We start from the raw sequence: 24980 nt of genomic DNA on the forward strand, positions 1-24980 counted from the left end.
GAAAAGAAAACTACAATATAGGTGGACCGCGGTATGCCGTGAAAGTGGCACGTACCGTGCGGATCGGGGGAAAAGTTGGAGATAACCTCAAAGACTTACCTATCGACAATTAATGATATCACCTAAAGTAACTGTTTCCGGCGTGGCTGTTTTTTTCGGATTTAATATAGCTGTAGTTACATTCGTTGTGTTAATTGGAGTAGGGTCTGTAATTGTAATAGGAGGTTCACCAGGACCTGGTTCATATGTGAAAGTAACAGTTGCTTGATTTCGAATAATACCACCAGGTGGTACACTTGTGACTCTTGCTTGGAATTGAACAGTAATTGTATCGTTTGGATTGACTGTTCCAACAGGTATACCTACAACAGGATTTGCTCCAAGATCTGAAATGCCATTTATTACAACAGTACCTGGAAGAAACGTTAACCCATTTGCTAACGGATCAGTAATGATAACGGAAGTTGCAGGGACTGATCCGCGATTTTGGAAGGTTACAGTATACGTTATGATTTCATTTATATCTACAATTTGTTTGTCGGCTAGTTTATTTGGGTTAGGTGTAGGTGTAATAACGGATACTTCAACAGTTGGAGTAGGATCTGTAATAGTAATAGGGGGTTCGCTAGGGTTTGGCTGGAATGTGTAAGTGACAGTTGCAGTGTTTTTAATAATACCGTCTGGTGGGAGTTCAGTTACAGTAACTTGATAAGTTAATGTAACAATTTGTCCTGGAGTTACAGTCCCAACGTTTACACCATTATTTGGATTTGTTCCAGGTTGCGTGACGCCATTAATCGTAACGCTATTCGGAATGAAAGTAGTACCAGATGGAGTAGGGTCTGTAATAATAACATCTGTCGCATTAATATTCCCGACATTTTGGAACGTAATTGTATATGTGACAGTATCACCAAGATTAATAGTTTGAGGGTTACCTTGTTTGTTAGGATTAATAGTAACTTCACTTACTTGCGTCTTTGTAGTAGGTGTAGGCGTAGTAACAGATACAGGTGGTCTAGTAGGATCTGGCTGATATTGGAATGAAACGATCCCTTCATTTTCGATAAAGCCTGTCGGTGGTATCGAAGTTACTTGAACTTGGAAAGTTACGACGGCTGAAGTGTTAGGTTCTAATGTACCGATAAGAATTCCGGAACTAGGAACGATACCTGGTTGCGTGACGCCGTTTATCGTAACACTATTCGGAATGAAAGTAGTACCAGCTGGAATAGGATCGGTTACAAGTACATTTGTTGCAGGGACAGTTCCTGTATTTTGTAAGGAGATTGTATAGGTGATTGTGTCACCTAATAAAGCAAATACTTTATCAGCGGATTTTGTAGGGTTTGTTGTTGCCGTGTTGACATTGGTAGTAGTAGGAGGCGTTGGAGTAGTCACTGTTACTGGAGGTTCTCCAGGATTAGGTTGGAATGTGTAGGTGATAGTAGCTTCATTTATAATAATTCCGTTAGGTGGTATGGAAACAACGCGAACTTGAAAAGTTACAACAACTGATTGACTAGGATTTAATGTGCCAAGAGGAATGCCAAGAGCTGGATCAACATCACTAGTTGGGATACCATTAATTGTTACACTATTTGGAATGAAAGTCGTACCAACTGGAATCGAATCTGTAAAAATGATATTTGTTAGTTGAACAGTTTGTAAGTTTTGGAATGTAACGGTGTACGTAATGATATCGTCTATATCAACGTTGTTTCGATCAGCCGTTTTCGATGGATTAATAATACTATTAATGATTTCAGTATTAACTGGTGGTGTTGTCTCTGTTTCCGTAATAGGAGGTTCATTTGGATTAGGCTGAGATGTAAAGCTGACTGAACCGACATTTGTAACAACCCCGTTAGGCGGTATATTCGTAATCGTTACTTGGAACGTAATGGTTATTATTTGATTTGGTTGTATTGTACCAATGAGTATCCCAATGCTTGGATCAACACCTGGTTGTGAAAGGCCATTTACTGTAACAGAATCTACAATAAATTGTGTGCCTACTGGTGGTTGATCAATGACAGATACATTTGTCATAGGAATATTTCCAGTGTTTTCAAGGGTAATTGTATAAGTGAGTGCATCGCCAATGTTAGCGATTGGCAAATCTACTGTTTTTGTTGACTCTAATTCTGCATTTTGTACAATTGTTTCTGCGATTGGAGTCGGTGTGGTTGTTGTAATAGGCGGGAGTGTCGGATCTGGTTGAGATGTGTAAGTGACATTTGCTTCATTTGAGATAATGCCATTTGGTGGTAAAGCTGTTATTTGTACTTCTAAAGTAACAGTCACTACTTGTCTAGGGTTTAATGTGCCAACTGGGATTCCTGTTTCAGGGGTCAAATTAGGTTGTGGAATGCCATTAATCGTAACGCTACCAGGGATAAATGTAGTTCCAGTAGGGATAGAATCTGTAATAATGACATTAGTTGCAGGTATATTACCAGTATTTTGAAGGGTGATTGTATAAGTGAGCGTATCACCAATACTTGCAAACTCACGATCCACTGTTTTTTGCGGGTTCGGGTTAGCGGTACGAACAGGTAAAGTTACGGTAGGAGTCGTTTCTGTTGTTGTAATAGGAGGTTCGCTAGGATTAGGCTGAGAAGTGTAGGTAACACTTGCTGTATTTTCTATTTTTCCATTAGGAGGAATAGCGTTTATTTGAATCTGGAATGTAACAGTAACTGTCTCGCCGGGATTAACTGTTCCAACAGGAATTCCTGTGACTGGACTTACGCCGGGTTGAGCGACATTGTTTACAGTAACACTATTCGTAATAAAGGTTGTACCCGGTGGCAAAGAATCTGTAATTGTTACACCAGTAGCAGGTATAGTTCCTTGGTTTGTAAATGTGACAGTATAAGTTACAATATCGCCAATTTCTGCAAACGTAAGGTTTGCTGTTTTTGTTGGACTTATGACTACAGTTTGGATAGGAGTCGTTGTTTCAGGAGTTGTTTCTGTTTTTGTGACTGGAGGTAAATTTGGATCCGGTTGATAATTAAATGTTGCACTACCTTGATTTCGAATTTCGCCGCTAGCAGGGATGTTTATTACTCGTACTTGGAAAGTAATCGTTGCGCGTTCGGATGGCGCTAAAGTTCCAAGTGAAATTCCTGATGATGGATTTGTTCCTGCTTGAGGAATCCCATTAATCGTAACACTATCTGGAATAAATACAGTACCGGCAGGGATAGAATCTATTACTGTTATATTCGTAGCAGGAACAGTACCGGTGTTTTGAAATGAGAGAGTATAGGTAATGACATCATTTAATGCAACGAAGGAGCGATCTGCTGTTTTTTGTGGATTTAGTGTAGCGGTATTAACTGCTGTTTCTGTTTCAGGAGTTGTAATAGTTGTCGTAACGGGAGGTTCATTTGGATTTGGCTCGTATGTGAATGTAACATTTGCTTGATTTCTAATAACTCCTCCGGGCGGGATACTATTTACTACACCTTGGAACGTAACTGTAATACTTTGACCGGGATTTACAGTGCCGACGGGTATACCAATTTCAGGGTTTTCTCCAAGTTGTGATGTGCCATTTACGACAATGCTACCTGGAACGAAAGAAACACCAGATGGAAGTGCATCTTTTATAATAACATTTGTAGCGGGGACGGTCCCTCTATTTTGGAATGTTACAGTAAAAGTAATCGTATCCCCTATATCAACAACTTGTCGATCAGCAGATTTTGTAGTCGTTGGATTAGGATTATTAATTGGAATGTTTACACTTGGAGTGGTGGTAGTTGTTGTGACAGGAGGCTCACTTGGGTTCGGTTGATATTGGTAAGTGAAGGATGCTTGGTTTCTAATTATTCCATCAGGTGGTAAGTTTGTAACGACAACTTGATACGTGATTGTTTTCGTTTCTCCGACAGAAATGGTACCAAGTGGTATACCAAGTGATGGGGCTGCTCCTGGCGTTGTAATGCCATCGATTGTAACACTATTTGGAACGAAAATAGTTCCGTTAGGTGTAGGGTCTGTAACGACTACATTTGTAGCCGGAACGGTCCCGTTATTTGTAAATGTGACCGTGTAGGTAATCGTATCTCCTAAATCAGCAACTTGTTTGTCGGCAGATTTTGTAGGCGCTGTAATAACGGTCCCAACTTGAGTTTCTGTTTTAGGAGTTGGGGTAGTTGTTGTAACAGGAGGCTCATTTGGATTAACAATATAATTAAATGATACACTGCCTTGGTTTTCTATAATTCCATTTGGCGGGACACTTGTAACTTGAACTTGGAATGTAATTGTTTTTGCTTGATTTGGATTTAAAGTACCAATCGATATACCGTTTTCAGGATTACTGTTAGGTTGTGAGACACCATCAATCGTGACGCTATTTGGAATAAATGTTGTACCGTTTGGAATTGGATCTGTTAGTACAATATTTGTTGAGGGAACAGTGCCGTTATTTTGTAAACTAATTGTATACGTAATAACATCACCAATATCAACGAAAATACGATCAGCAGATTTTGTAGGGTTAACTGTAGCGGTATTAACGGAGACTGTAGTAGGTGCTGTCGGTTCGGTTGTGGTAACCGGCGGTCTTGTTGGATCTGGCTGGTACGTATATGTCGTTGAAGCTTCGTTTGCAATAACACCGCCAGCTGGAATTTGTGTAACAAGAACTTGGAAAGATAGTGTTTTGGTTTCACCGGGATTAATTGTTCCAACCGGGATTCCTAGTGCGGGATTTGAATTTGGAACCGGTACATTATTTAAGATTACGCTATTCGGAATGAATGTTGTACCAGTAGGAATGGTATCAGTAAAAACTACATTTGTAGCAGGGATCGTACCATCATTAGTGAAAGTAATCGTATACGTAATAACATCACCAATATCAACAGTAGTTTTATCCGCCGTTTTAACAGGGTTTGTAATAGCGGTGTTAACAGGAGTAGTAGTAGGTGGTGTAGGGTTTGTTGTTGTAATAGCTGGTTTTGTAGGATCTGGTTGATACGTAAATGTTGTGGTTCCGATATTTCGGATTAGGCCATTCTCTGGGAGAGCGGTAACTTGAACTTGGAAAGTGACAGTGACAGTATTACCAGCTGCGATTGTTCCAATTTGTATACCACCAGAAGGGTTTACGCCAGGTTGTGAAGTACCGTTAATTGTGACGCTATTCGGAATAAATGTAGTGCTACTTGGAATTGGATCAGTTACAATAACGTTCGTTGCAGCGATGTTTCCTGTATTTGGTACAGTAATCGTATACGTAATAATATCACCGATATCAGCAATTTGTGGACTAGCAGTTTTTGTTGGATTTACAATTGCAGTTCGTACAGAAGTAGTTGTTGGAGGTGGTGTTATCGTAGTGGTTGTTGAGGGTTCAGCCGGATTCGGTTGCGACGTAAATGTTACATTTGCTTCGTTAGTAATCGTTCCGTTAGCTGGGAGGGAAGTGACTTGGACTTGAAATGTGACAGTTGTAGTTTGACCAGCAGGAATTGTACCTAGCGGAATATTTGTTGGAGTTACGCCAGATTGTGCCGTTCCATTAACTGTAACACTGTTTGGAATAAAAGTAGTGCCAGTAGGGATAGGGTCGGTGATGGAAACATTTGTCGCTGAAATATTACCGTTATTTGGAACAGTAATCGTATACGTAATGATGTCACCAATATTCACAATTTGTTGGTTTGCACTTTTAGTTGGATTTATGATAGTAGCATTAATTTGTGTTTCAACTATATTACTTGTAGAGTTTCTGTTAATTGGTGGTTGGTTTGGTGGATTATATTGAAAGCTTGAAGTTGCACTATTTGGAATAGGGTTAGGTGTAGGGAGAGTATTAACTTGAACTTGAAACGTAATTGTAGCATTCCCGTTTGCAGCAATCGTTCCTACATTTATTCCAGTAGCAGGATTATCTGTAGTAGAAGTACCATTAACTGTAACGCTACCCGGTACGAACGATGTGCCGGCAGGAGGCGTGTCTGTAATGATAACATTATTAGCAGCTAATGTGGCTTGATTTGTGGCCGTAATTGTATACGTAATCGTATCACCGATAGTAGCAATTGTTTTATCTACTGCTTTTGTTAATGCGACATTAGCTGTGAAAATATCTGTATTAACAATATTGCTTGTTGTCGTACGTGTGATAGTGGGTGCGTTAGGTGCAGGTTGAAATTCGTATCCAAATGATGCTACGTTACTTGCAACTGGTGGGGTAGGGACACTTGTAACATCTACTTGAAAGGTAATTGTAACAGAGCCGCCAGCAGGAATGTTGCTAATGGGAATACCAGTAGCAGGATTTCCAGCTGTTGCAACGCCATCAACTGTAACGCTGTTTGGAACGAAAGTAGTGCCAGCGGGTATGGGGTCTGTAAATGTAACGTTTTGGGCAGGAAGTGTTCCGGTATTTTGGACAACGATTGTATAGGTTAAACGACTTCCTATTGTTGCTATTGCCATTAGATTCGTCCTTTCTGTATAAATTTAAATCCGGTCAAGGCATGGAATATTTACAAATAGCATTATTTAATAATCTAGAAACAATACTATGTGTAAATATTAGTATAAAATGAGCTCGTCATTGCATCCTATTCAAATTTAAATGAATAGGAATAGGCAAAGGCTTTTTTTTTGCCCAAATTAGTCTGTGCATATACAAATGGAACTTTTTTTACTTGTTTGCATTAAATGAAATAGCGAATAAATATTTATCTTATATGGAAGGGGAGTGGAATTGTTGGCTTTTGTACAAACATATACGAAAACGGACTCTTTATTTATGGTACACACAGGGAATACAGTTGGCATACGTGGTATTACAACAGCGACGGCGTATCAATACAATGCATTAATAACAAGAGATACAAATTTAAGTTTTGCAGGAGTTCCTTCTTCGGTAGATCCATTAACTTTTGCGGGAACGACAAATGATTGGACATTAAATGGTTCTTGGGCAAGACTTAATCCTTCAGTAACAGATGTACCAGCAACAGCAACTATAGACTTTGCAATGCTAGTATGGCAAGGAACATTGAGTGCAACTGTGACAGAAACGGTGGTAAATAACAATATACCTACTTTACAAACACCGGATGGGGTCACTCATACAATTACGAGTGTTCCTGCATGGGGAGAGACGAGATCAAGCGGAACATTTCAAGGTACCATTTATACACGTGCTGCAAATGTAACAAATATTCTACAAGGGCTTTCAAATCGAGCAGCGGGGGATTATTTTGTAGAAAGGGTTCCCACGGCAAATCCTCCGACGCAAGGGACAGGCGTAGGATGGGCATTGGTTGTTGTATATCGCGATAATTCATATCCTATTAGGAATGTTAGTTTATATACTGGTTTACTCATTTCTACATTGGGTGAGACAGCAACGATTTCAAATTTTATCACTCCAGCTGTAGCGCCGGTTAATGCTCGTGTATTTACAATGGCAATTAATGGTGATACTGATGCGACAGGTGATAGATTTAACTTAAACGGTACGGGACTTTCAGGACCTAATAATTTAATAAATAACTTTTTTGCTTCACAAGTAAATAATTATTTGGGAAATTTAAATACAGTCGGAAGTTTTGGGGATAGAAATATGCCAATTGGTACTTCTGCGACTAATCGACGTGCAGAGTTTGATGTGACAAATGTACCCGCAAATGGCGTGTTAACAGCCGGTTCTACTTCTACTACCGTGAATATCCCAAATACATTTGATTATCTTTACGCTGGTGCTGTCGGTTTACAAATAGATTTAGCGGAGGCACGTTTAACTGCTACAAAATCAGTAATAGTGAGTTAAAAAATTGAAAACTTTAATAAAATTTTTTATCCTAATAGGAGTGAATTCTATTGGCTTTTGTTCAAGCTTACGGTAAAAACGATAACTTATTTATGATGCATACGGGTAATACGATGGGAATGCGCGGTACTGCAAATACAAACTTTGCTTACAATGCACTTATAACATTAAATACAGATTCTACTTTTGGAGGAGTTCCTTCATCGACGGACCCGAATACATTTGGAGGTACAACAAATGATTGGACATTAGATGGCTCATGGGCTGAATTAAATCCATCAACTACTATCGTTCCAGCTACGGCGGTTGTAGATTTTGCGTTACTTGTTTGGTCAGGTGGATTGGATACGGCTGTTACAACTGCTGTTGTTGATGCGAATCCTCCAAATTTAGTTACGCCTGATGGAACGAGTACACAAGTGACAATTAATTCAGCATGGTCATCAGAAGGGACAAATCTCCCTTTTATAGCCAATGTTTATAATCGAGCAGCAGACGTTACATCTTTACTGCAAGGTTTACCGAATCGAGCAGCAGGAAGATATAGTGTGACAAGATTACCTACGCGTCAGCCAGTTGGTTATGGTGCAGGATGGTCGTTGATTGTTGTATATCGTGATTCCTCATATCCGATGAGAAATGTGAGTTTATTTCCAGGTTTTTTATTATCCGGTACACCACAAACCATTTCAGGATTTTTTACACCAGCTACAGGGACGGTGACAGCAAGAGCTTTTGTAATGGCGGTAAATGGTGATCCGAATTTTACAGGTGATAATTTTCAATTGAACTCTGTGACATTAACAGGACCAAATAATCCAATAGGGAACTTTTTTAGAGGGCAAGTAAATGATATTAATGGAAATTTAAATACAATTGGTAGTTTTGCAGATCGGAATTTTTCTGGAACGACTACAACTGCAAATGCAAGAGCTGAGTTTGATATTACAAATGTAAATGCAACAGGTTCTATTGCACCAAATACGACATCTACACAAGTAAATATTACAGGTACTGGAGATACAATTTATACAAGTGCGGTTGGATTACAAATAGACTTGGCGGAGGCTAAATTAACAGCAGTAAAATCAGTAACTGTAAGTTAAAAAAGATTGCTATAAGTTAGCAATCTTTTTTTATGAGGTAGATTTTGTTAGTAAAGATTGATAATGAGAATAATCAATCTTTTTTTCTTGTAGTTTTTTTACTAAAAATTTATGATCACGCTTCGGTGTAGCAATAATATACCCTTTAATAATTAAATCTTGTGTAATTTGAGAGGCTTTTTCTTGTAAGGCTAGTTCACCGATTTTGCCAGCAATTTTTGATTTAGCAACATCGCGAAATAGCTCTGGAACAGGACTTACGAGCTCTTCTAACAATTGTTTTTGTTCGTCATCCCATAAATGCCTCGTTTTATTAATATAGTGCTCTTCCCAATCTAAAATGGACATACCATCTTCTTTTGGTAGTCGTTTTAAAAATTTTCTGAACATAAAGTATCCACCGATAGACATAAGTCCTAATAAAATAACAGTCCACAGTACAATAAACCAACTGAACCATCCTTCGAGCAAGAGTATCCCCCCTTAATGATTGCGGTTTTCTTTTATTTATATTATAAACAGTGAGATTCATAGAAAGCAAGAACGCTTGGTCATTTTGACCAAGCGTTATCATTTAAACGAAGTATAGTTGTTCCACACATAAATTATTATTATCATCTTCTACATATTCAATGATTAATGTGCCAACTTTACGATCTTTATCTTCAGTTGTGAAAATAGAGTAAGAAGTAAAACGTGCTGTTGATAGGCCGCTTATATGTGTAGGTAAAGAAATGTAGTCGTTATCGCGGAAGAATTCCATCAGTTCAATATCCTCAAATTCTTTTCGGTCAACTTGTTTGTTTGTATAGCGGCGTTGAAGTTGTTTTAAAGACTCGTTCCAAGAAATTGCTTTTGTATCGTATACCATTGTCTTATCTCCTTACTGTATGTAATCATTAAGAACATACGTTCTAATCTAGTATACTCTTTTTATTTGAAAAGGGAAAGCAAAAAATAATGTAAGCTTGGATTTCCAAGCTTACATTATTAATGCGTCCGTCATAATCTCTATTTTTTATTATATGTTAGATAAGAATAAGAAACAAGATGATATATATTTTGTTGATAGTTTTCAAGATTCTGTATATTATAGTTTTACTAAAGCGCAAGGGAATGAGAGGAATGGCATATGTAATTTCACTCCAAGGACCGATGGCAAGCGGAAAAACGACATTGGCTAAAAGGTTAGAGCGATGTGGGTTTTCAGTTATATATGAAAACCCTTATCCAATTGTAGAAAAGCGAAGAGTATTAAATTTGGATATAAATTCAAAAGAAGGGTTTATTCTAAATCAAAAAATGTTTATGGAAGCAAAAATAAAGGAGTTTCAAAATGTAAAAGATTCAGTTGTAATTTTTGATCGCGGGCCAGAAGATATTGAGTTTTTTACGCTCTTTTATCCAAAGATTATAGGAGAAGAGTGGGATATAGAAACTGCATTAAGAGATGAATTATATAAATTAAGAGAATGTCGTTCAGATGCTATTTTTTATTTAGATGGCTCGGAAAGTAATTTATATAATAGAAAAAATAATGATAGAACAAGAAACAGAAGTACATTTGAGGAGCAATTTAAATTAGTAGAAACTGAAAAAGACTGGTATAAACAATTTCCTGTAACTTATGTGGACACGAATAGATTAACAGCGGAAGAATTAGAGGGATATTTTATGGATTGGTTAAAGGAGAGAGGGATATGAAAAAAATACTTTTATTTGTATACCCAACATTTGCGGAGTTTGAAATAACAGTAGCAACGGCATTGTTGAAAAATAAATATGAAATTATTACAGCGAGTTTAACGAAAGAATTGATTATAAGTGAAACAGGTTTGCAAGTGCAACCGCATATAGAATTAAGTGAAGTACGTGTAGAAGAATATGAGGGGATTATTATTCCAGGCGGAGATGCGATACATATGAAGGATGCAGAAGGACTCTTTTCAGTCATCCGTCAGTTTCACGAACAAGAAAAATTAGTAGCTGCTATTTGTGCGGGACCGTATGCACTAGCAAAAGCAGGCTTATTCAAAGAAAACTCGTATACAGTAACTATGGACTATAGAAAATTAGATTGTTTTCCAGTAGAAAATTTTGTGTATGAAGAAGTTGTGGAACATTCAAACATTATTACAGCGCAGGGGCATGCATTTGTACCATTTGGAATAGCGATTGCCTCTTATTTTGGGATAGCGAACGAACACAATATAAATTTTTACAGTGGTAAGGGGAATGTGATGATGGAGGAGCTTTTGCCTGAGAATGTATAAAAGCTAGCATTTGCTAGCTTTTTTCTTTTTGACATCGATAAATGGCTAACGTTTTCGGATCGCGCCATATACCGTTATGAATTGCCAATTCATTTTCTACTTCTTCTTTTAGCCATTCCTTCATTTCGGCGTGAAGATGTGTATTATCAGGTATATTTAGCGACGGAAACATGCTAGAAATATAGTTTACAATTGGAGTAGCATGATGAAAAACGAGAGCATTATGAATAACTGCTTCTTCAACAGTTGAAAAAACAGACTGTAATATCTCTTTACCATTTTCCAAACAAAATGGCGTGACTGAAGATGTTGTTTTCGGTAAATCAAATGCGTCTAACATGCGATTACACATTTCAACTATACGAGGTAATGTAACGTCAGAATTTGTAGTAGCTAAAAGTGAGCCACCAGGACGTATTACTTTATGGAACCCTTGGATAGTTTTTTCAACATCTTTCATATGATATAACATATGTCTTGCGACGATCCAGTCGTAGCAATTGGCTTCAAAAGGAAGTTTTTCAGCGTCACCTAGTCTCCATTCAATTAAAGTATTTGTTTTAGTGGCTTCAGAGAGCATGGCTTCTGATTGATCAAAACCTGTTAATTGACCTTTATGGCCATTCGCTTGCAAAAAGGAAAGAAATTTTCCGTTAGCGCACCCAACCTCTAATATTTTCTCGTCTCCTTGAAGTTGTAAATGATCCATGACGACTTCATCTAAATTCACTTGTTTTTCTTCGTAATGTTTATGCGTATCAATACGTATTTGTAAATGGTTGCTTACATTGTACTGGCGTTTTACATCATTCATCTTTTCGCATTCCACCTTCGTGCAAAATTGCTGAATTGCGTGCGTTAATACGTCGGTTTTCTTTAAGCCTTCGTAATGGAGTGCAGCTTCAAACCTTTCAAGTAATTTTTCTTCAATTCGAAAATGAATATTTTTTCGCTTTGTCACTGAAATCTCTCCCCTTTGTATCGGTTAGTGAGACTATAACACGCCTGAAAAATTTGTGTAAATCATTTGTGTACACAAATGGAGGGGATGAAAAAATTGTTTGAATGTGAGTTTAAACTATTGACGATTTAACCGTTTTCATATATTCTTAAATTAAGAAATATTCAAATAATTAAAAGAAATGAGAGAGTCACATGCTTCTTCAAGGAACACATCGAATTGGTCGTATGGCCATGCTGTTGGCACTTGCGGATGAGAATGAAAGCCCTGTATTATCTATCCAAAAAGGTTGGAAGTATTGTACGGGGAAAGTGGGTTCGATGAATTCGCAAAAGGTTGTCGCAGCAATGGAAACAGCGGCTAAGAGCAACCAAGTTATTGAAACAGACGTTTACAGAGAAACACATGCACTTTATCACGCAATTATGGAAGCTTTGTACGGAGTGACGAGAGGTCAAATTCAGTTAGCAGACGTTCTTCGTACAGTAGGACTTCGCTTTGCGATTGTGCGCGGTACACCATACGACGGAAAAAAAGAGGGCGAATGGGTTGCTGTTGCATTATATGGAACGATTGGTGCACCTGTAAAAGGATCTGAGCATGAGGCGATTGGTTTAGGAATTAATCACATATGATTTGCCCATAGTCTATTAGTTAGAAGGGGGCCTTACTTTTTTAGGACAGAAGTCTGTCTTAAAAAGATAAGGTCCCCTTTTGCCTTTTTAAGGAGGAAAAACAATGATTACGTTAACAGGACACACATTGACAATTGAAGAAATGAAGAGGTTGTTACTTGAAGGAGAAGGTGTAACAGCTTGTCCAACTAGTATGCAAAAGGTGGCGGAGTGCCGCGAAGTAGTTGAGAAAATTGTAGAGGACGGAAAAGTTGTTTACGGTATTACAACTGGATTTGGAAAGTTTAGTGATGTGCTAATTCAAAAAGATGATGTAAAGGCACTTCAACATAATTTAATTCAGTCACATGCATGTGGGATAGGCGAGCCATTCCCTGAAGAAGTATCACGCGGTATGTTAATTTTACGAGCAAACACGATGCTTAAAGGAGTATCTGGTGTTAGACCGCTCGTTGTAAATATGCTTCTTGAGTTTGTAAATCGTAAAATTCACCCAGTTGTTCCACAACAAGGCTCACTTGGTGCGAGTGGCGATTTAGCACCTTTATCTCATCTTGCGCTCGTATTATTAGGCGAAGGTGAAGTGTTCTATAAAGGAAAACGCGTTCATGCAATGGTCGCTCTTACAGAAGAAGGTCTTGAGCCAATTGAACTTGAAGCGAAAGAAGGTCTGGCGTTAATTAATGGTACGCAGGCGATGACAGCGCAAGGAGTTCTTTCTTATATAGAAGCAGAAGCAACGGCTTATCAAGCTGAATTAATTGCATCTATGACAATTGAAGGTTTACAAGGCATTATTGATGCATTTGATGAAAATGTTCATAAAGCACGTGGTTATAAAGAGCAAGTGGAAGTAGCAAGCAGAATTCGTGACATCCTTCATGATAGTAAATTAACAACGAAACAAGGAGAACTACGTGTGCAGGATGCCTATTCACTTCGCTGTATTCCGCAAGTACACGGTGCTTCTTGGCAAGTTTTAAATTATGTGAAAGAAAAATTAGAAATTGAAATGAATGCCGCGACAGATAATCCACTTATTTTTGATGGCGGAGAAAAAGTAATTTCAGGTGGTAATTTCCACGGTCAACCAATTGCATTTGCGATGGACTTCTTAAAAGTTGGAATGGCAGAACTTGCAAATATTTCAGAGCGCCGTATTGAACGCTTAGTAAATCCACAGTTAAACGATTTACCACCATTTTTAAGTCCAGAACCAGGACTTCAGTCTGGTGCAATGATTATGCAATATGCTGCAGCGTCACTAGTTTCTGAAAATAAAACGTTAGCACATCCGGCGAGTGTTGATTCAATCCCGTCATCAGCTAACCAAGAAGATCACGTAAGTATGGGAACAATTGCTTCACGCCATGCACATCAAATTATTCAAAATGTAAGACGTGTTCTTTCAATTGAGATGATTTGTGCGATGCAAGCAGCAGAATATCGCGGTATTGAAAACATGAGTACAGTGACGAAGAGCTTCTATCATCAAGGTCGTCAACAAGTACCTTCTATTACTAATGACCGTATATTCTCAACGGATATTGAAAATATTGCGTATTGGTTAAAAACGAATTATTCGATAAAAGAAAGATTAGATGTAAACGCAGCACTATAAAATGAGAAAAGGGAGAGATTGAAATGGAAAAAGTTAAACAAACAATTCGCGCGCCAAGAGGTACTGAGTTACAAACGAAAGGGTGGGTGCAAGAAGCTGCACTTCGTATGTTAATGAACAATTTAGATCCGGAAGTTGCTGAAAAGCCAGAAGAATTAGTTGTATATGGTGGAATCGGCCGTGCAGCTCGTAACTGGGAAAGCTACAATGCAATTGTAGATTCATTAAAAACGTTAGAAAGCGATGAAACATTACTTGTTCAATCAGGAAAACCAGTTGCAATCTTTAAATCACATGAAGATGCACCTCGCGTTCTTTTAGCGAACTCAAACTTAGTACCGAAGTGGGCGAACTGGGATCACTTCCGTGAACTAGAGAAAAAAGGTCTTATGATGTATGGACAAATGACAGCAGGTAGCTGGATTTACATTGGAACACAAGGTATTTTACAAGGGACATATGAAACGTTTGGTGAAGCGGCACGCCAACATTTCGGTGGTTCATTAAAAGGTACATTAACACTTACTGCTGGTTTAGGTGGTATGGGCGGTGCACAACCTCTTGCTGTAACGATGAATGGCGGTGTTGTTATCGCTATTGATGTTGATAAGCGCAGTATCGATCGCCGTATTGAAAAGAGATACTGTGATATGTATACAGAATCATTAGAAGAAGCATTAACGGTTGCGAACGAGTATAAAGAGAAGAAAGAACCGATTTCTATTGGTTTATTAGGAAATGCGGCAGAGATTTTACCAGAGCTAGTGAAGCGTAATATTACGCCAGATTTAGTTACAGATCAAACATCTGCTCATGATCCATTAAACGGTTATATTCCAGTAGGTTACACATTAGAAGAAGCAGCAAAACTTCGTGAAGAAGATCCGGAGCGCTACGTACAATTATCAAAAGAAAGCATGACAAAACATGTAGAAGCAATGCTTGCTATGCAAGCAAAAGGCGCAATTACATTTGATTACGGAAATAACATTCGCCAAGTTGCTTTTGATGAAGGTTTGAAAAATGCATTCGATTTCCCAGGATTCGTTCCAGCATTTATCCGTCCATTATTCTGCGAAGGAAAAGGACCATTCCGCTGGGTAGCACTTTCTGGTGACCCAGAAGATATTTATAAAACAGACGAAGTAATTTTACGTGAGTTTGCTGATAATGAGCATTTATGTAACTGGATCCGTATGGCTCGTCAGCAAGTTGAGTTCCAAGGTCTTCCGTCACGTATTTGTTGGCTTGGTTACGGTGAGCGCGCGAAATTTGGTCGCATCATTAATGAAATGGTTGCAAATGGTGAATTATCAGCACCAATCGTTATCGGTCGTGACCATTTAGATTGCGGATCAGTAGCATCTCCAAACCGTGAAACAGAAGCGATGAAAGATGGTAGTGATGCAGTAGCTGACTGGCCAATTTTGAATGCATTAATTAACAGTGTAAACGGTGCAAGCTGGGTATCTGTTCACCACGGTGGCGGCGTTGGTATGGGTTATTCACTTCACGCTGGAATGGTTATCGTTGCAGATGGAACAGAAGCAGCGGCAAAACGTATTGAGCGCGTATTAACTTCTGACCCTGGTATGGGTGTTGTTCGTCACGTGGATGCAGGATATGACTTAGCTGTGGAAACTGCGAAAGAAAAAGGCGTTAACATTCCAATGATGAAATAAGGAGGAGAAAACATGCTGGACACTTTACTAATCAATATCGGTCAATTACTAACAATGGATCAAGAAGATGGCTTGTTAAGACGGGAAGCGATGAACACGCTTCCTGTTATCGAAAACGGTGTGGTTGGGATTGAAAACGGCGTAATTACTTTTGTTGGAACAGCAGAAGAAGCGAAAGGATTACAAGCGAAAGAAGTAATTGATTGCGGCGGGAAAATGGTTTCTCCTGGTCTTGTTGATCCGCATACTCACCTTGTATTTGGTGGATCTCGTGAAAATGAAATCGCATTAAAATTGCAAGGAGTGCCGTACTTAGAAATTTTAGAACAAGGCGGAGGTATTCTTTCGACGGTAAATGCAACGAAACAGGCGTCGAAAGAAGAACTCGTTCAAAAAGCGAAATTCCATTTAGACCGTATGCTATCTTTCGGAGTTACAACTGTAGAAGCGAAGAGTGGTTACGGATTGGATGATGAGACGGAATGGAAACAATTAGAGGCAACTGCACAATTACAAAAAGAGCATCCAATCGATTTAGTTTCTACATTTTTAGGTGCTCATGCAGTTCCGAAAGAGTATAAAGGTAGATCCAAAGAATTTTTACAATGGATGTTAGACTTACTGCCAGAAATGAAAGAGAAGCAATTAGCTGAATTTGTTGATATTTTCTGCGAAACAGGCGTGTTCTCTGTTGAAGAGTCAAAAGAGTTTTTATTAAAAGCGAAAGAGCTTGGCTTTGATGTGAAAATTCATGCGGATGAAATTGATCCTCTTGGTGGTGCGGAAGCGGCAGCTGAAATTGGTGCAGCATCAGCGGACCATTTAGTTGGTGCTTCTGATAAAGGAATTGAAATGCTTGCAAACTCTAATACAGTAGCCACTTTATTACCAGGAACAACTTTCTATTTAAATAAAGAAAGCTTTGCTCGCGGTCGTAAAATGATCGATGAAGGTGTTGCGGTAGCTTTAGCTACAGACTTTAACCCAGGCAGCTGTCCAACGGAAAACATTCAGCTTATTATGAGCATCGCAATGCTGAAGTTGAAAATGACACCAGAAGAAGTTTGGAATGCCGTAACAGTTAACTCTTCTTACGCAATTAATCGTGGTGACGTAGCTGGGAAAATTAGAGTAGGTCGCAAGGCAGATCTAGTGCTATGGGATGCTTACAATTATGCTTACGTACCGTATCATTACGGCGTAAGTCATGTAAATACAGTATGGAAGAATGGTAATATCGCATATACAAGAGGTGAACAATCGTGGAGCACGGCCACTATTTAAAGAAAAATGCCAAGTTTATCGATCGTGAAGTGACAAAATGGAGTGAAATGATTAAAGATTGGGAGGAAGGCGTGGAAATATTCGGTGCGGCCTTAATTGGAGCACCCCTTTCTAAACCGTCTATTAGTCATTCAGGAGCAAGTTTTGCTCCAAAAACAATTCGTGCGATGTTAGATGCATATAGCACGTACGCAATTACAGAAGAACATGATATGAAAGAAAGTGTCTTATATGATTGCGGCGATATTACGATGCATGTGACGGATATAAAAGAAAGTCATAACCGAATTGCGAAAACAGTTGGTCATGTAACGAAAGTAAATCCGAACATGATACCAATCGTTCTTGGTGGGGATCACTCGATTAGTTTTCCGAGTATAACAGGATTTGCAAATAGTAAAGGGAAGGTCGGTATTATTCAATTTGATGCCCATCATGATTTGCGCAATTTAGAAGATGGTGGTCCGTCAAATGGTACACCGTTCCGTAGTTTATTAGAAAATGGTGTTATTACAGGAAAACAACTCGTTCAAATCGGTATTCGTAATTTTTCAAATGCACGAGCGTACCATGAATATGCAAAAGAACATGGCGTGACAGTGTATACAATGAAAGATGTACGAGAGCGAGAAATAAAAGATATTATGACGGAAAGTATCGAAGTATTAAGAAAGCAAGGCGTGACTTCTATTTATATTTCTCTTGATATGGATGTACTAGATCAAGCATTTGCGCCAGGTTGTCCAGCGATTGGTCCTGGCGGAATGGATAGTGCGACTTTACTGGATGCGATTGAATTTCTTGGTAAAGAACCTCTCGTTCAAGGGATGGATATTGTAGAAATTGATCCAACCCTTGATTTCAGAGATATGACGAGCCGAGTAGCTGCGCAAGTGATTATGAGTTTTCTTTTGGCGAGGGAAACAGTTAGTAAGCAGGTTAGTATATAGACGGAAAAGTAGATTTTTATTTACGCTTTATCAAAAACACATTACTACTCAAATGTAGTGATGTGTTTTTATGTTAAAAGAGAATGAATGTGTGTGGAACCGTTAATAAAATTGCGGTTTTTTATAGTGTATTGTGTGAATTTAATTTCTTGCTTCTGAAGTGTTGACGTGTAAAATATTTTTGTGATAAAATAAAAATTTTGCTAAAAACTAAAAGTGTGTTAAACTTGAGAAGGTTACCATATATGGAGGTGGATTATTTGTTTCAAATTGGCGATAACATTGTTTATCCAATGCAAGGAGCAGGTATAATTAAAGCCATAGAAGAGAAGGAAATCGCAGGAAAAAAACAACAGTATTATGTTATAAAAATGTCGGCTAGTAATATGGAAATAATGATTCCTGAAGGGAAAATATTGAGTTCAAATATACGACCAGTAACGGATATCACGGCATTAATACACATAATAGATATTTTTCAACATGGAGAATCAGATAGATTACTTACGTGGAAACAAAGATATAAATTGAACACTGATAAAATAAAAACGGGTAAAATGCAAGAAGGTGCTGAAGTTGTGCGTGATTTAATGCGTATACAGAAAGAAAAGGCACTTAATGCAAGCGAAAAGAAAATGTTAGATAACGCACATGAATTTTTGATTAGTGAACTGGGATTAATTGAAGGTATCACAGAAAATCAAATAAAAAGCTTTTGTTAAGGTTCATTACAAATAATATATGGCATCCCAAAAAAGGTTTTGAATTTTTTGGGAACATAATTATAGACAATCAATCATTTCAAAGACATTCAACTCTTTCAAACCACTTTTAGAGCATTAACCTCTTTTGTTATTACTACAATCAAATCCATTTTTATTTTTTAATTCTTTTACGAATGTTCGAAGTTTAATTCAATACTTCGATAAAATAGTTACTTGATTTTTGCAATCCTGATTCACACTGGCACGGACGAGGAGCCGTAAGGATGAAAGAGAGGTAGGGCTTTCATTGTTTTAGGTATATAAGTTATTATTTTTAGAAGAATACTGAACCATTTTCACTTCTATTGATAAGGGATTCTTTATATTAAAGAGATGAAGAAATTGACAGCCATATATGATCAACTAAAAAAGGTTTCCTACTAAGGAAACCTTTTTAGTTTATTTATAGCATTCTGTTTTTTGGATATTCGAATGTTTTATAGAAAAGTCGTATAAATTGACGTTACTATTTAAAAGTAAGTATGATGCGATTATAGCAAGAATTTTTAAGGGGGAAGAAAAATGGCAAGTTCTAATAATAAAGCGGCAAGTATTTATGAAGGAACAAATGTAAACGCTTGGGGATCTTTTGAAAATATTGAAGAAACGAAGTTGTTTGATCAGATTCAAGTCGGAGCTTGGTCTCTTCGTAATCGCATAGCAATGGCACCGATGACAAGATGCTTTGCAGACAATGAAACTGGAGTAGTTGGTGCTGATGTAGTGGAGTACTATAGAAAGCGTGCTGCTGACGGAGTTGGATTAATTATTACAGAAGGAATCGTTATTAGCGCAAGAGCAAAAGGAAACCCAGGAGTACCAGGGATTTATACGCAAGAACAAATTGATTCATGGAAACCTGTTACAGAGGCAGTACATAAAGAAGGCGGGACAATTATTGCTCAAATATGGCATGTTGGTCGTATGAGTCATCATGAAATAATTGGTGGGCAAATGCCCCAAGCGCCTTCTGCCATCGCTGCAGAAGGGAATGTTCCACGTTTTCGCAAACCATTCGATACACCAGAAGCAATGACATTAGAAGAAATACAAGAAGTTATCAGTCAATACGCACAAGCTGCAAAAAATGCGATTGAAGCTGGGTTTGATGGGGTAGAAATTCACGGTGCACACGGATATTTAATTGATCAATTTACTTATGAGTTTGCTAATAAGCGTACTGATAAATATGGCGGTGACTTAAAGCAAAGATTAACGTTTATGAAAGAAGTAACTGAGGCTGTAATAGAAGCAGTTGGAGCTGATAAAACACTTCTTCGTTTCTCTGCTTTTAAAGGGGATAATCCTACTTATATGTGGGAAAACCCTGAGCTGGCAATTGAAACATTTGTAAATATGTTTAAAGAAGTTGGATTAACGATGATTCATCCTTCAACGATGAATTATACGCAAGTGATTGCTGACGGAAAGAATTTTCATCAATTAGTAAGAAAATATTGGGATGGTACGATTGTTGGGGTTGGTAATTTGAATCCGAAAGAAGCTGAAGAAGCGTTGCAAGAAGGAACAATTGACGTAGCTGCATTCGGAAGACCGTTAATTGCTAATCCAGATTTTGTTCATCGAATTAAACATGCTGAAAGTTTAGTTGAATATGACGCGAAAGAGCATCTTGCTACATTAATTTGAATAAAGATAAAAGGAGAACACATGGAGTGTTCTCCTTTTATTATGGAATTTCATAGGGGGAAGCGAGATGAGTGAAACGCTACTCGTTATTATTAGTATATTACTATTATTAATGTTGCTTTTAATCGTCTTTTTTATTATCACATTTTTTATAAAAAAACGGACGCATCATTCTATTTTAAAACTACATCCATACTTAGGAAGAATGCGTTACTTACTGGAAAAGATAGGGCCGGAATTCCGGCAATATTGGTTTGATCACGATACAGATGGAAAACCTTTTTCACGTTACGACTTTCAAAGTGTTATGTTTTTAGCGAAGTATCGCTCTGAAATACTTGGTTTTGGGTCGAAACGAGATTTTGAAGCATCTGGTTATTATATTGCTAATACGTTGTTTCCGGTATTAACAGAAGAATTAAGTGTGAACGTAACGCAAGAACGTGAAGGGAAAAAGTATGTGATTCATAAAGAAGGATTATTTTCAAGGAGAGAAAAATTGACAGCGGATACAACGAATCTTTGGTTATACGAAGAAGACGATGCAATTATCGTCGGCGAAAATCGTAAATATCCGTGGAAACTGTATGGCATGTTTGGGGCATCAGCAACTTCTTACGGTGCGATTGGCGAAAATTATATTTTAGCGAGCGGCTTTGGAGCGAAAATGGCAGGCGGATCGTGGATTAATACTGGTGAAGGTGGCGTTATTCCAGAACATTTACATACAGGGGCGAATATCGTTGCGCAAATTGGTCCAGGACTATTTGGATACCGTGATGAGGACGGGAATTTTTCAATGGAGAAATTTATGGAGAAAGTGAAAGAAAGTAATATTAAAGCATTTGAATTGAAATTTGGGCAAGGTGCGAAAATACGTGGTGGTCATTTAGAGGGGCAAAAAGTAAATGAGAAAATTGCTTCTGTTCGGAATGTACGAGTAGGAGAAACGATTAATTCTCCGAATCGATTTTCATTTTTGAACAATGCGGCAGATACACTTTATTTTATTCAGCGTTTGCAAGAAACTGGCGGGAAACCAATCGGTATGAAAATTGTAATTGGACAGCAGGAGCCGTTGGAAGATTTATTTAAAACGATGAAAGAGTTAAATATCTATCCGGATTTTATTACAATTGACGGTTCAGAAGGTGGATCAGGAGCAACATATAAATCGATGGCAGATAGTATGGGGATGCCGCTTATTCCAGCGTTACTGACATGTATTGATACAGCGAATCAGTATGGTGTTCGTGATAAATTCAAAGTGTTTGCCTCGGGGAAATTAATTACACCAGATAAAGTGGCAATTGCTTTAGCGATTGGTGCAGATGCTGTAAACTCGGCACGTGGTTTTATGATGGCAAGCGGTTGTATTATGGCGCTTCAATGTAACTCTGGCCAATGTCCATCTGGTGTGGCCACGACGAATCCGCACTATCAAAAAGCGTTAGATCCGTATGAGAAGAAGTGGCGAGTTATGAATTATATTATTAGTATGAGATATAGTTTGTTTTCGTTAGCAGCAGCAGCGGGAGTAAAGAGTCCGCGTCATTTAACGAGGGAGCATATTGTATTTAAAGATGAGGTGGGGCGGGTGGTGCCTCTTTTGGAATTATTTCCTATAATAAATCAAACCTAAAAGTATATTGAAAATGTAAGATTTTTCGAAGGGATAATCATATTATTTAGGAAATATTAGGAGTATAATGGGAAAAGATTTTAAAAATGACTATTTTTAGGGAGAGATTCACTTGCAGCAAGGTTCGTACAGTATTACAATTTTTTTACTCGTCATAGGGCTCGTTATATTTAGACGTATGCGTTCTATGAATCGGCCAATTAAAAATAAAGGAAGACGACTATTATTGCCATTATTCTTTTTATTACCAGGTTTTTCTTTATATGCTGCACCGATACAACTTGCTGGTTGGCAAATTGGGATAGCTGCTGGGATTGGACTGTTATTGTCAATTCCACTTATTATTTTAAGTGGGTATGAAGTGAGAGAAGATGGTCAAATTTATGCGAAAAAAAGTATTGCTTTTATTGCTACATTTTTAGTTATCGTTCTTTTACGTGCTTATTTTAGAAGACATTTACAAGGTTTAGATCCAAAGTCAATCGGCATTCTTTTCTACACTCTTGCGGTTTGTTATATAGTACCTTGGCGTATTGGCTGCTATATAAAATTTCGTAAAGTTTACGTAGAGAAAGAGAAAATTACGATGCCAATAAGCTAAAAGCCATGCATTTGTATGGCTTTTTCTTTTGGAAATTTGTCGGATAAATAAATGAAAATAAGAAGTGGAAAAGTGTTTTTTGTTTTCTGAATATTTTTACTTTAATTTCTTTTAAAAACCGGGTAATCCACTGGGATAAAGGCGTTTATGAAGGTTTTCACATGCAGTAAAAAACACCTGTTCACTTGAAAGAACAAAAAATGTTTGTTAAGGTAGGGAACCATAAGCGAAAACAAGAAAATAGAAAAAGTCATTTTTCGAAATTTTGAATGGCTTATGTAACTAAGGGAGAGATTTGGTGAAGATTGAGATTATGGTTTCGCTTGCTATTTATATGGCAGGTATGTTGTATATCGGTTATTGGTCTTATAAGAAGACATCCGATTTATCAGATTATATGTTAGGCGGAAGGGGACTCGGTCCAGCAGTTACAGCTTTATCAGCTGGTGCTTCTGACATGAGTGGTTGGATGCTAATGGGATTACCTGGTGCGATGTATGCGACAGGGTTATCAAGTGTGTGGATTGCGATAGGTTTATTAATAGGTGCTTATGTAAACTATTTAATTCTTGCCCCGCGTTTGCGAACGTATACAGAAGTGGCTAATGATTCAATTACGATTCCAGACTTTTTAGAGAATCGATTTAAAGATCGTACGAAAATACTTCGTTTTGTCTCCGCTATCGTCATTTTAGTATTTTTCACATTTTATGCGTCGGCTGGTTTAGTATCAGGTGGACGTTTGTTTGAAAATTCTTTTAACCTTGATTATAAAATTGGTTTATTTGTAACTGTTGGTGTCGTAGTTGCTTATACACTATTCGGTGGTTTTTTAGCAGTAAGTTGGACCGACTTTGTGCAAGGGTGTATTATGTTTATTGCTCTCGTATTAGTACCAATTGTTGCTTTTACAGATGTCGGTGGTGTAACAGAAACATTCAATACGATTAAGCAAGTTGATGCATCGCATTTAGATATGTTTAAAGGGACCACAATTCTTGGTATTATTTCCTTTTTAGCATGGGGTCTTGGGTATTTTGGTCAACCACATATTATTGTCCGCTTTATGGCAATTACCTCTATTAAAGATTTGAAAACTTCTCGTAGAATCGGTATCGGTTGGATGACGATTTCAATTATAGGTGCAATGCTTACTGGTCTAGTTGGTATTGCTTATTACGCTAAAAATAATGCGACATTACAAGATCCGGAAATGGTCTTTGTAACATTCTCAAATATTTTATTCCATCCGTACATTACTGGATTTTTATTATCAGCTATTTTGGCTTCGATTATGAGTAGTATTTCCTCGCAATTACTTGTTATTTCAAGTGCAGTAACGGAAGATTTCTATAAAACATTTTTCCGTCGTAACGCAAGTGATAAAGAACTTGTATTTATCGGTAGACTGTCAGTTTTAGTAGTAGCTATGATCGCAGTTGTTTTAGCGTATCATCCAAGTGATACAATTTTAACACTCGTCGGTTATGCTTGGGCAGGATTTGGTTCAGCATTCGGACCTGCCATTTTATTAAGTTTATATTGGAAGAGAACGAACAAATGGGGCGTTCTTGCTGGGATGATTGTTGGTGCAGTAGTTGTAATTACTTGGGTACAAATTCCAAGTTTAAAAGCGACTATGTATGAAATGGTACCTGGATTCTTCTGTAGCTTATTAGCTGTGATTGTTATAAGTTTATTAACGAAAGAACCAGTTAAAGCAATTCATCGTGAATTTAATGAGATGGAAGCAGTGCTGGAAGAAGAAACGAAATGATCAGCGAAGAGAGTAAACGAAACTGGCGTTTACTCTCTTTTTATTTAAAATGAAAATAAGGAACTTGTTGACAACTAAAAGTAAGTAACTTATAATAAATTTGAGTTCGAGTTAATTTGTACTTTGAATAAAGATTTCAAATGGATTAAATATTTTTTTAATAATTATCTCGAATTTGAGATAATTTAAGGAACTGGAAGTTAATGTGTAATTTTAAAATC

At 37.7% G+C, this 24980-nt stretch carries 17 protein-coding genes and 1 pseudogene; 14 read left to right on the forward strand and 4 right to left on the reverse strand.

The window, feature by feature from the left end; all coding sequences use genetic code 11:
- Positions 1–111 precede the first annotated feature (111 nt).
- A pseudogene (locus PDQ40_RS17885) lies at positions 112–6465 on the reverse strand (DUF7507 domain-containing protein); the annotation flags it as partial.
- A gap of 277 nt (positions 6466–6742) precedes the next feature.
- Between PDQ40_RS17885 and PDQ40_RS17890 the strand changes: the two are divergent.
- Positions 6743–7813, forward strand: coding sequence for a hypothetical protein (locus PDQ40_RS17890; protein WP_000896241.1), 1071 nt, complete (start codon positions 6743–6745; stop codon positions 7811–7813).
- A 50-nt stretch (positions 7814–7863) separates the two neighbouring features.
- Positions 7864–8919, forward strand: a complete 1056-nt coding sequence (locus PDQ40_RS17895; protein WP_061131647.1) for a hypothetical protein — start codon at positions 7864–7866, stop codon at positions 8917–8919.
- 30 nt (positions 8920–8949) lie between these two features.
- Here PDQ40_RS17895 and PDQ40_RS17900 read toward each other — a convergent pair whose 3' ends face one another.
- On the reverse strand, positions 8950–9390 hold the full coding sequence (locus PDQ40_RS17900) for a DUF2621 domain-containing protein (RefSeq protein ID WP_000889384.1): 441 nt from the start codon (positions 9388–9390) through the stop codon (positions 8950–8952).
- Between the two features lie 103 nt (positions 9391–9493).
- Positions 9494–9790, reverse strand: a complete 297-nt coding sequence (locus PDQ40_RS17905; protein WP_000262403.1) for a hypothetical protein — start codon at positions 9788–9790, stop codon at positions 9494–9496.
- 245 nt (positions 9791–10035) lie between these two features.
- Between PDQ40_RS17905 and PDQ40_RS17910 the strand changes: the two genes are divergently transcribed.
- Entirely contained in the window at positions 10036–10623 is a 588-nt protein-coding gene (locus PDQ40_RS17910; protein ID WP_001998011.1) for an AAA family ATPase, read from the forward strand.
- The gene (locus PDQ40_RS17915; protein ID WP_000722213.1) at positions 10620–11192 is read left to right on the forward strand and encodes a DJ-1/PfpI family protein; all 573 of its coding nucleotides are present in this window, start codon (positions 10620–10622) and stop codon (positions 11190–11192) included. Before PDQ40_RS17910 ends, PDQ40_RS17915 begins: the two co-directional genes overlap by 4 nt.
- A gap of 13 nt (positions 11193–11205) precedes the next feature.
- On the opposite strand, the gene PDQ40_RS17920 is transcribed toward PDQ40_RS17915, so the two are convergent.
- Positions 11206–12153 (reverse strand): class I SAM-dependent methyltransferase, encoded by a 948-nt coding sequence (locus PDQ40_RS17920; RefSeq protein WP_000166810.1) that lies wholly within the window; start codon positions 12151–12153, stop codon positions 11206–11208.
- Positions 12154–12347: 194 nt separating this feature from the next.
- On the opposite strand from PDQ40_RS17920, the gene hutP reads away from it, so the two are divergent.
- From hutP to putP, 10 genes are all read left to right on the forward strand, one after another.
- Positions 12348–12788, forward strand: coding sequence for a hut operon transcriptional regulator HutP (gene hutP / locus PDQ40_RS17925; RefSeq protein ID WP_270691552.1), 441 nt, complete (start codon positions 12348–12350; stop codon positions 12786–12788).
- Between the two features lie 103 nt (positions 12789–12891).
- Entirely contained in the window at positions 12892–14409 is a 1518-nt protein-coding gene (hutH, locus tag PDQ40_RS17930) for a histidine ammonia-lyase (RefSeq protein WP_000631850.1), read from the forward strand.
- A 23-nt stretch (positions 14410–14432) separates the two neighbouring features.
- Positions 14433–16091, forward strand: a complete 1659-nt coding sequence (gene hutU / locus PDQ40_RS17935) for a urocanate hydratase (RefSeq protein ID WP_000416706.1) — start codon at positions 14433–14435, stop codon at positions 16089–16091.
- A gap of 12 nt (positions 16092–16103) precedes the next feature.
- Positions 16104–17375 (forward strand): imidazolonepropionase, encoded by a 1272-nt coding sequence (gene hutI, locus PDQ40_RS17940; RefSeq protein WP_000887557.1) that lies wholly within the window; start codon positions 16104–16106, stop codon positions 17373–17375.
- Complete coding sequence (gene hutG, locus PDQ40_RS17945; protein ID WP_000399843.1) at positions 17354–18325, forward strand: formimidoylglutamase; 972 nt, start codon at positions 17354–17356, stop codon at positions 18323–18325. The genes hutI and hutG overlap by 22 nt, the downstream gene beginning before the upstream one ends.
- Before the next feature lie 260 nt (positions 18326–18585).
- Positions 18586–19047 (forward strand): CarD family transcriptional regulator, encoded by a 462-nt coding sequence (locus tag PDQ40_RS17950; protein ID WP_000486325.1) that lies wholly within the window; start codon positions 18586–18588, stop codon positions 19045–19047.
- Positions 19048–19611: 564 nt separating this feature from the next.
- Positions 19612–20739: an alkene reductase gene (locus PDQ40_RS17955; RefSeq protein ID WP_000168641.1), complete on the forward strand. Its 1128-nt coding sequence runs from the start codon at positions 19612–19614 to the stop codon at positions 20737–20739.
- A 67-nt stretch (positions 20740–20806) separates the two neighbouring features.
- On the forward strand, positions 20807–22381 hold the full coding sequence (locus PDQ40_RS17960) for an FMN-binding glutamate synthase family protein (protein ID WP_000005201.1): 1575 nt from the start codon (positions 20807–20809) through the stop codon (positions 22379–22381).
- A gap of 112 nt (positions 22382–22493) precedes the next feature.
- A complete protein-coding gene (locus tag PDQ40_RS17965; protein WP_001183914.1) occupies positions 22494–22982 on the forward strand; it encodes a cytochrome c biogenesis protein CcdC in 489 nt (162 codons plus the stop codon).
- A gap of 298 nt (positions 22983–23280) precedes the next feature.
- Positions 23281–24759, forward strand: a complete 1479-nt coding sequence (putP, locus tag PDQ40_RS17970; protein WP_000687615.1) for a sodium/proline symporter PutP — start codon at positions 23281–23283, stop codon at positions 24757–24759.
- The last annotated feature ends 221 nt before the right edge of the window (positions 24760–24980 follow it).

The organism is Bacillus cereus group sp. Bc061, assembly GCF_027715825.1.
GTDB lineage: Bacteria > Bacillota > Bacilli > Bacillales > Bacillaceae_G > Bacillus_A > Bacillus_A paranthracis.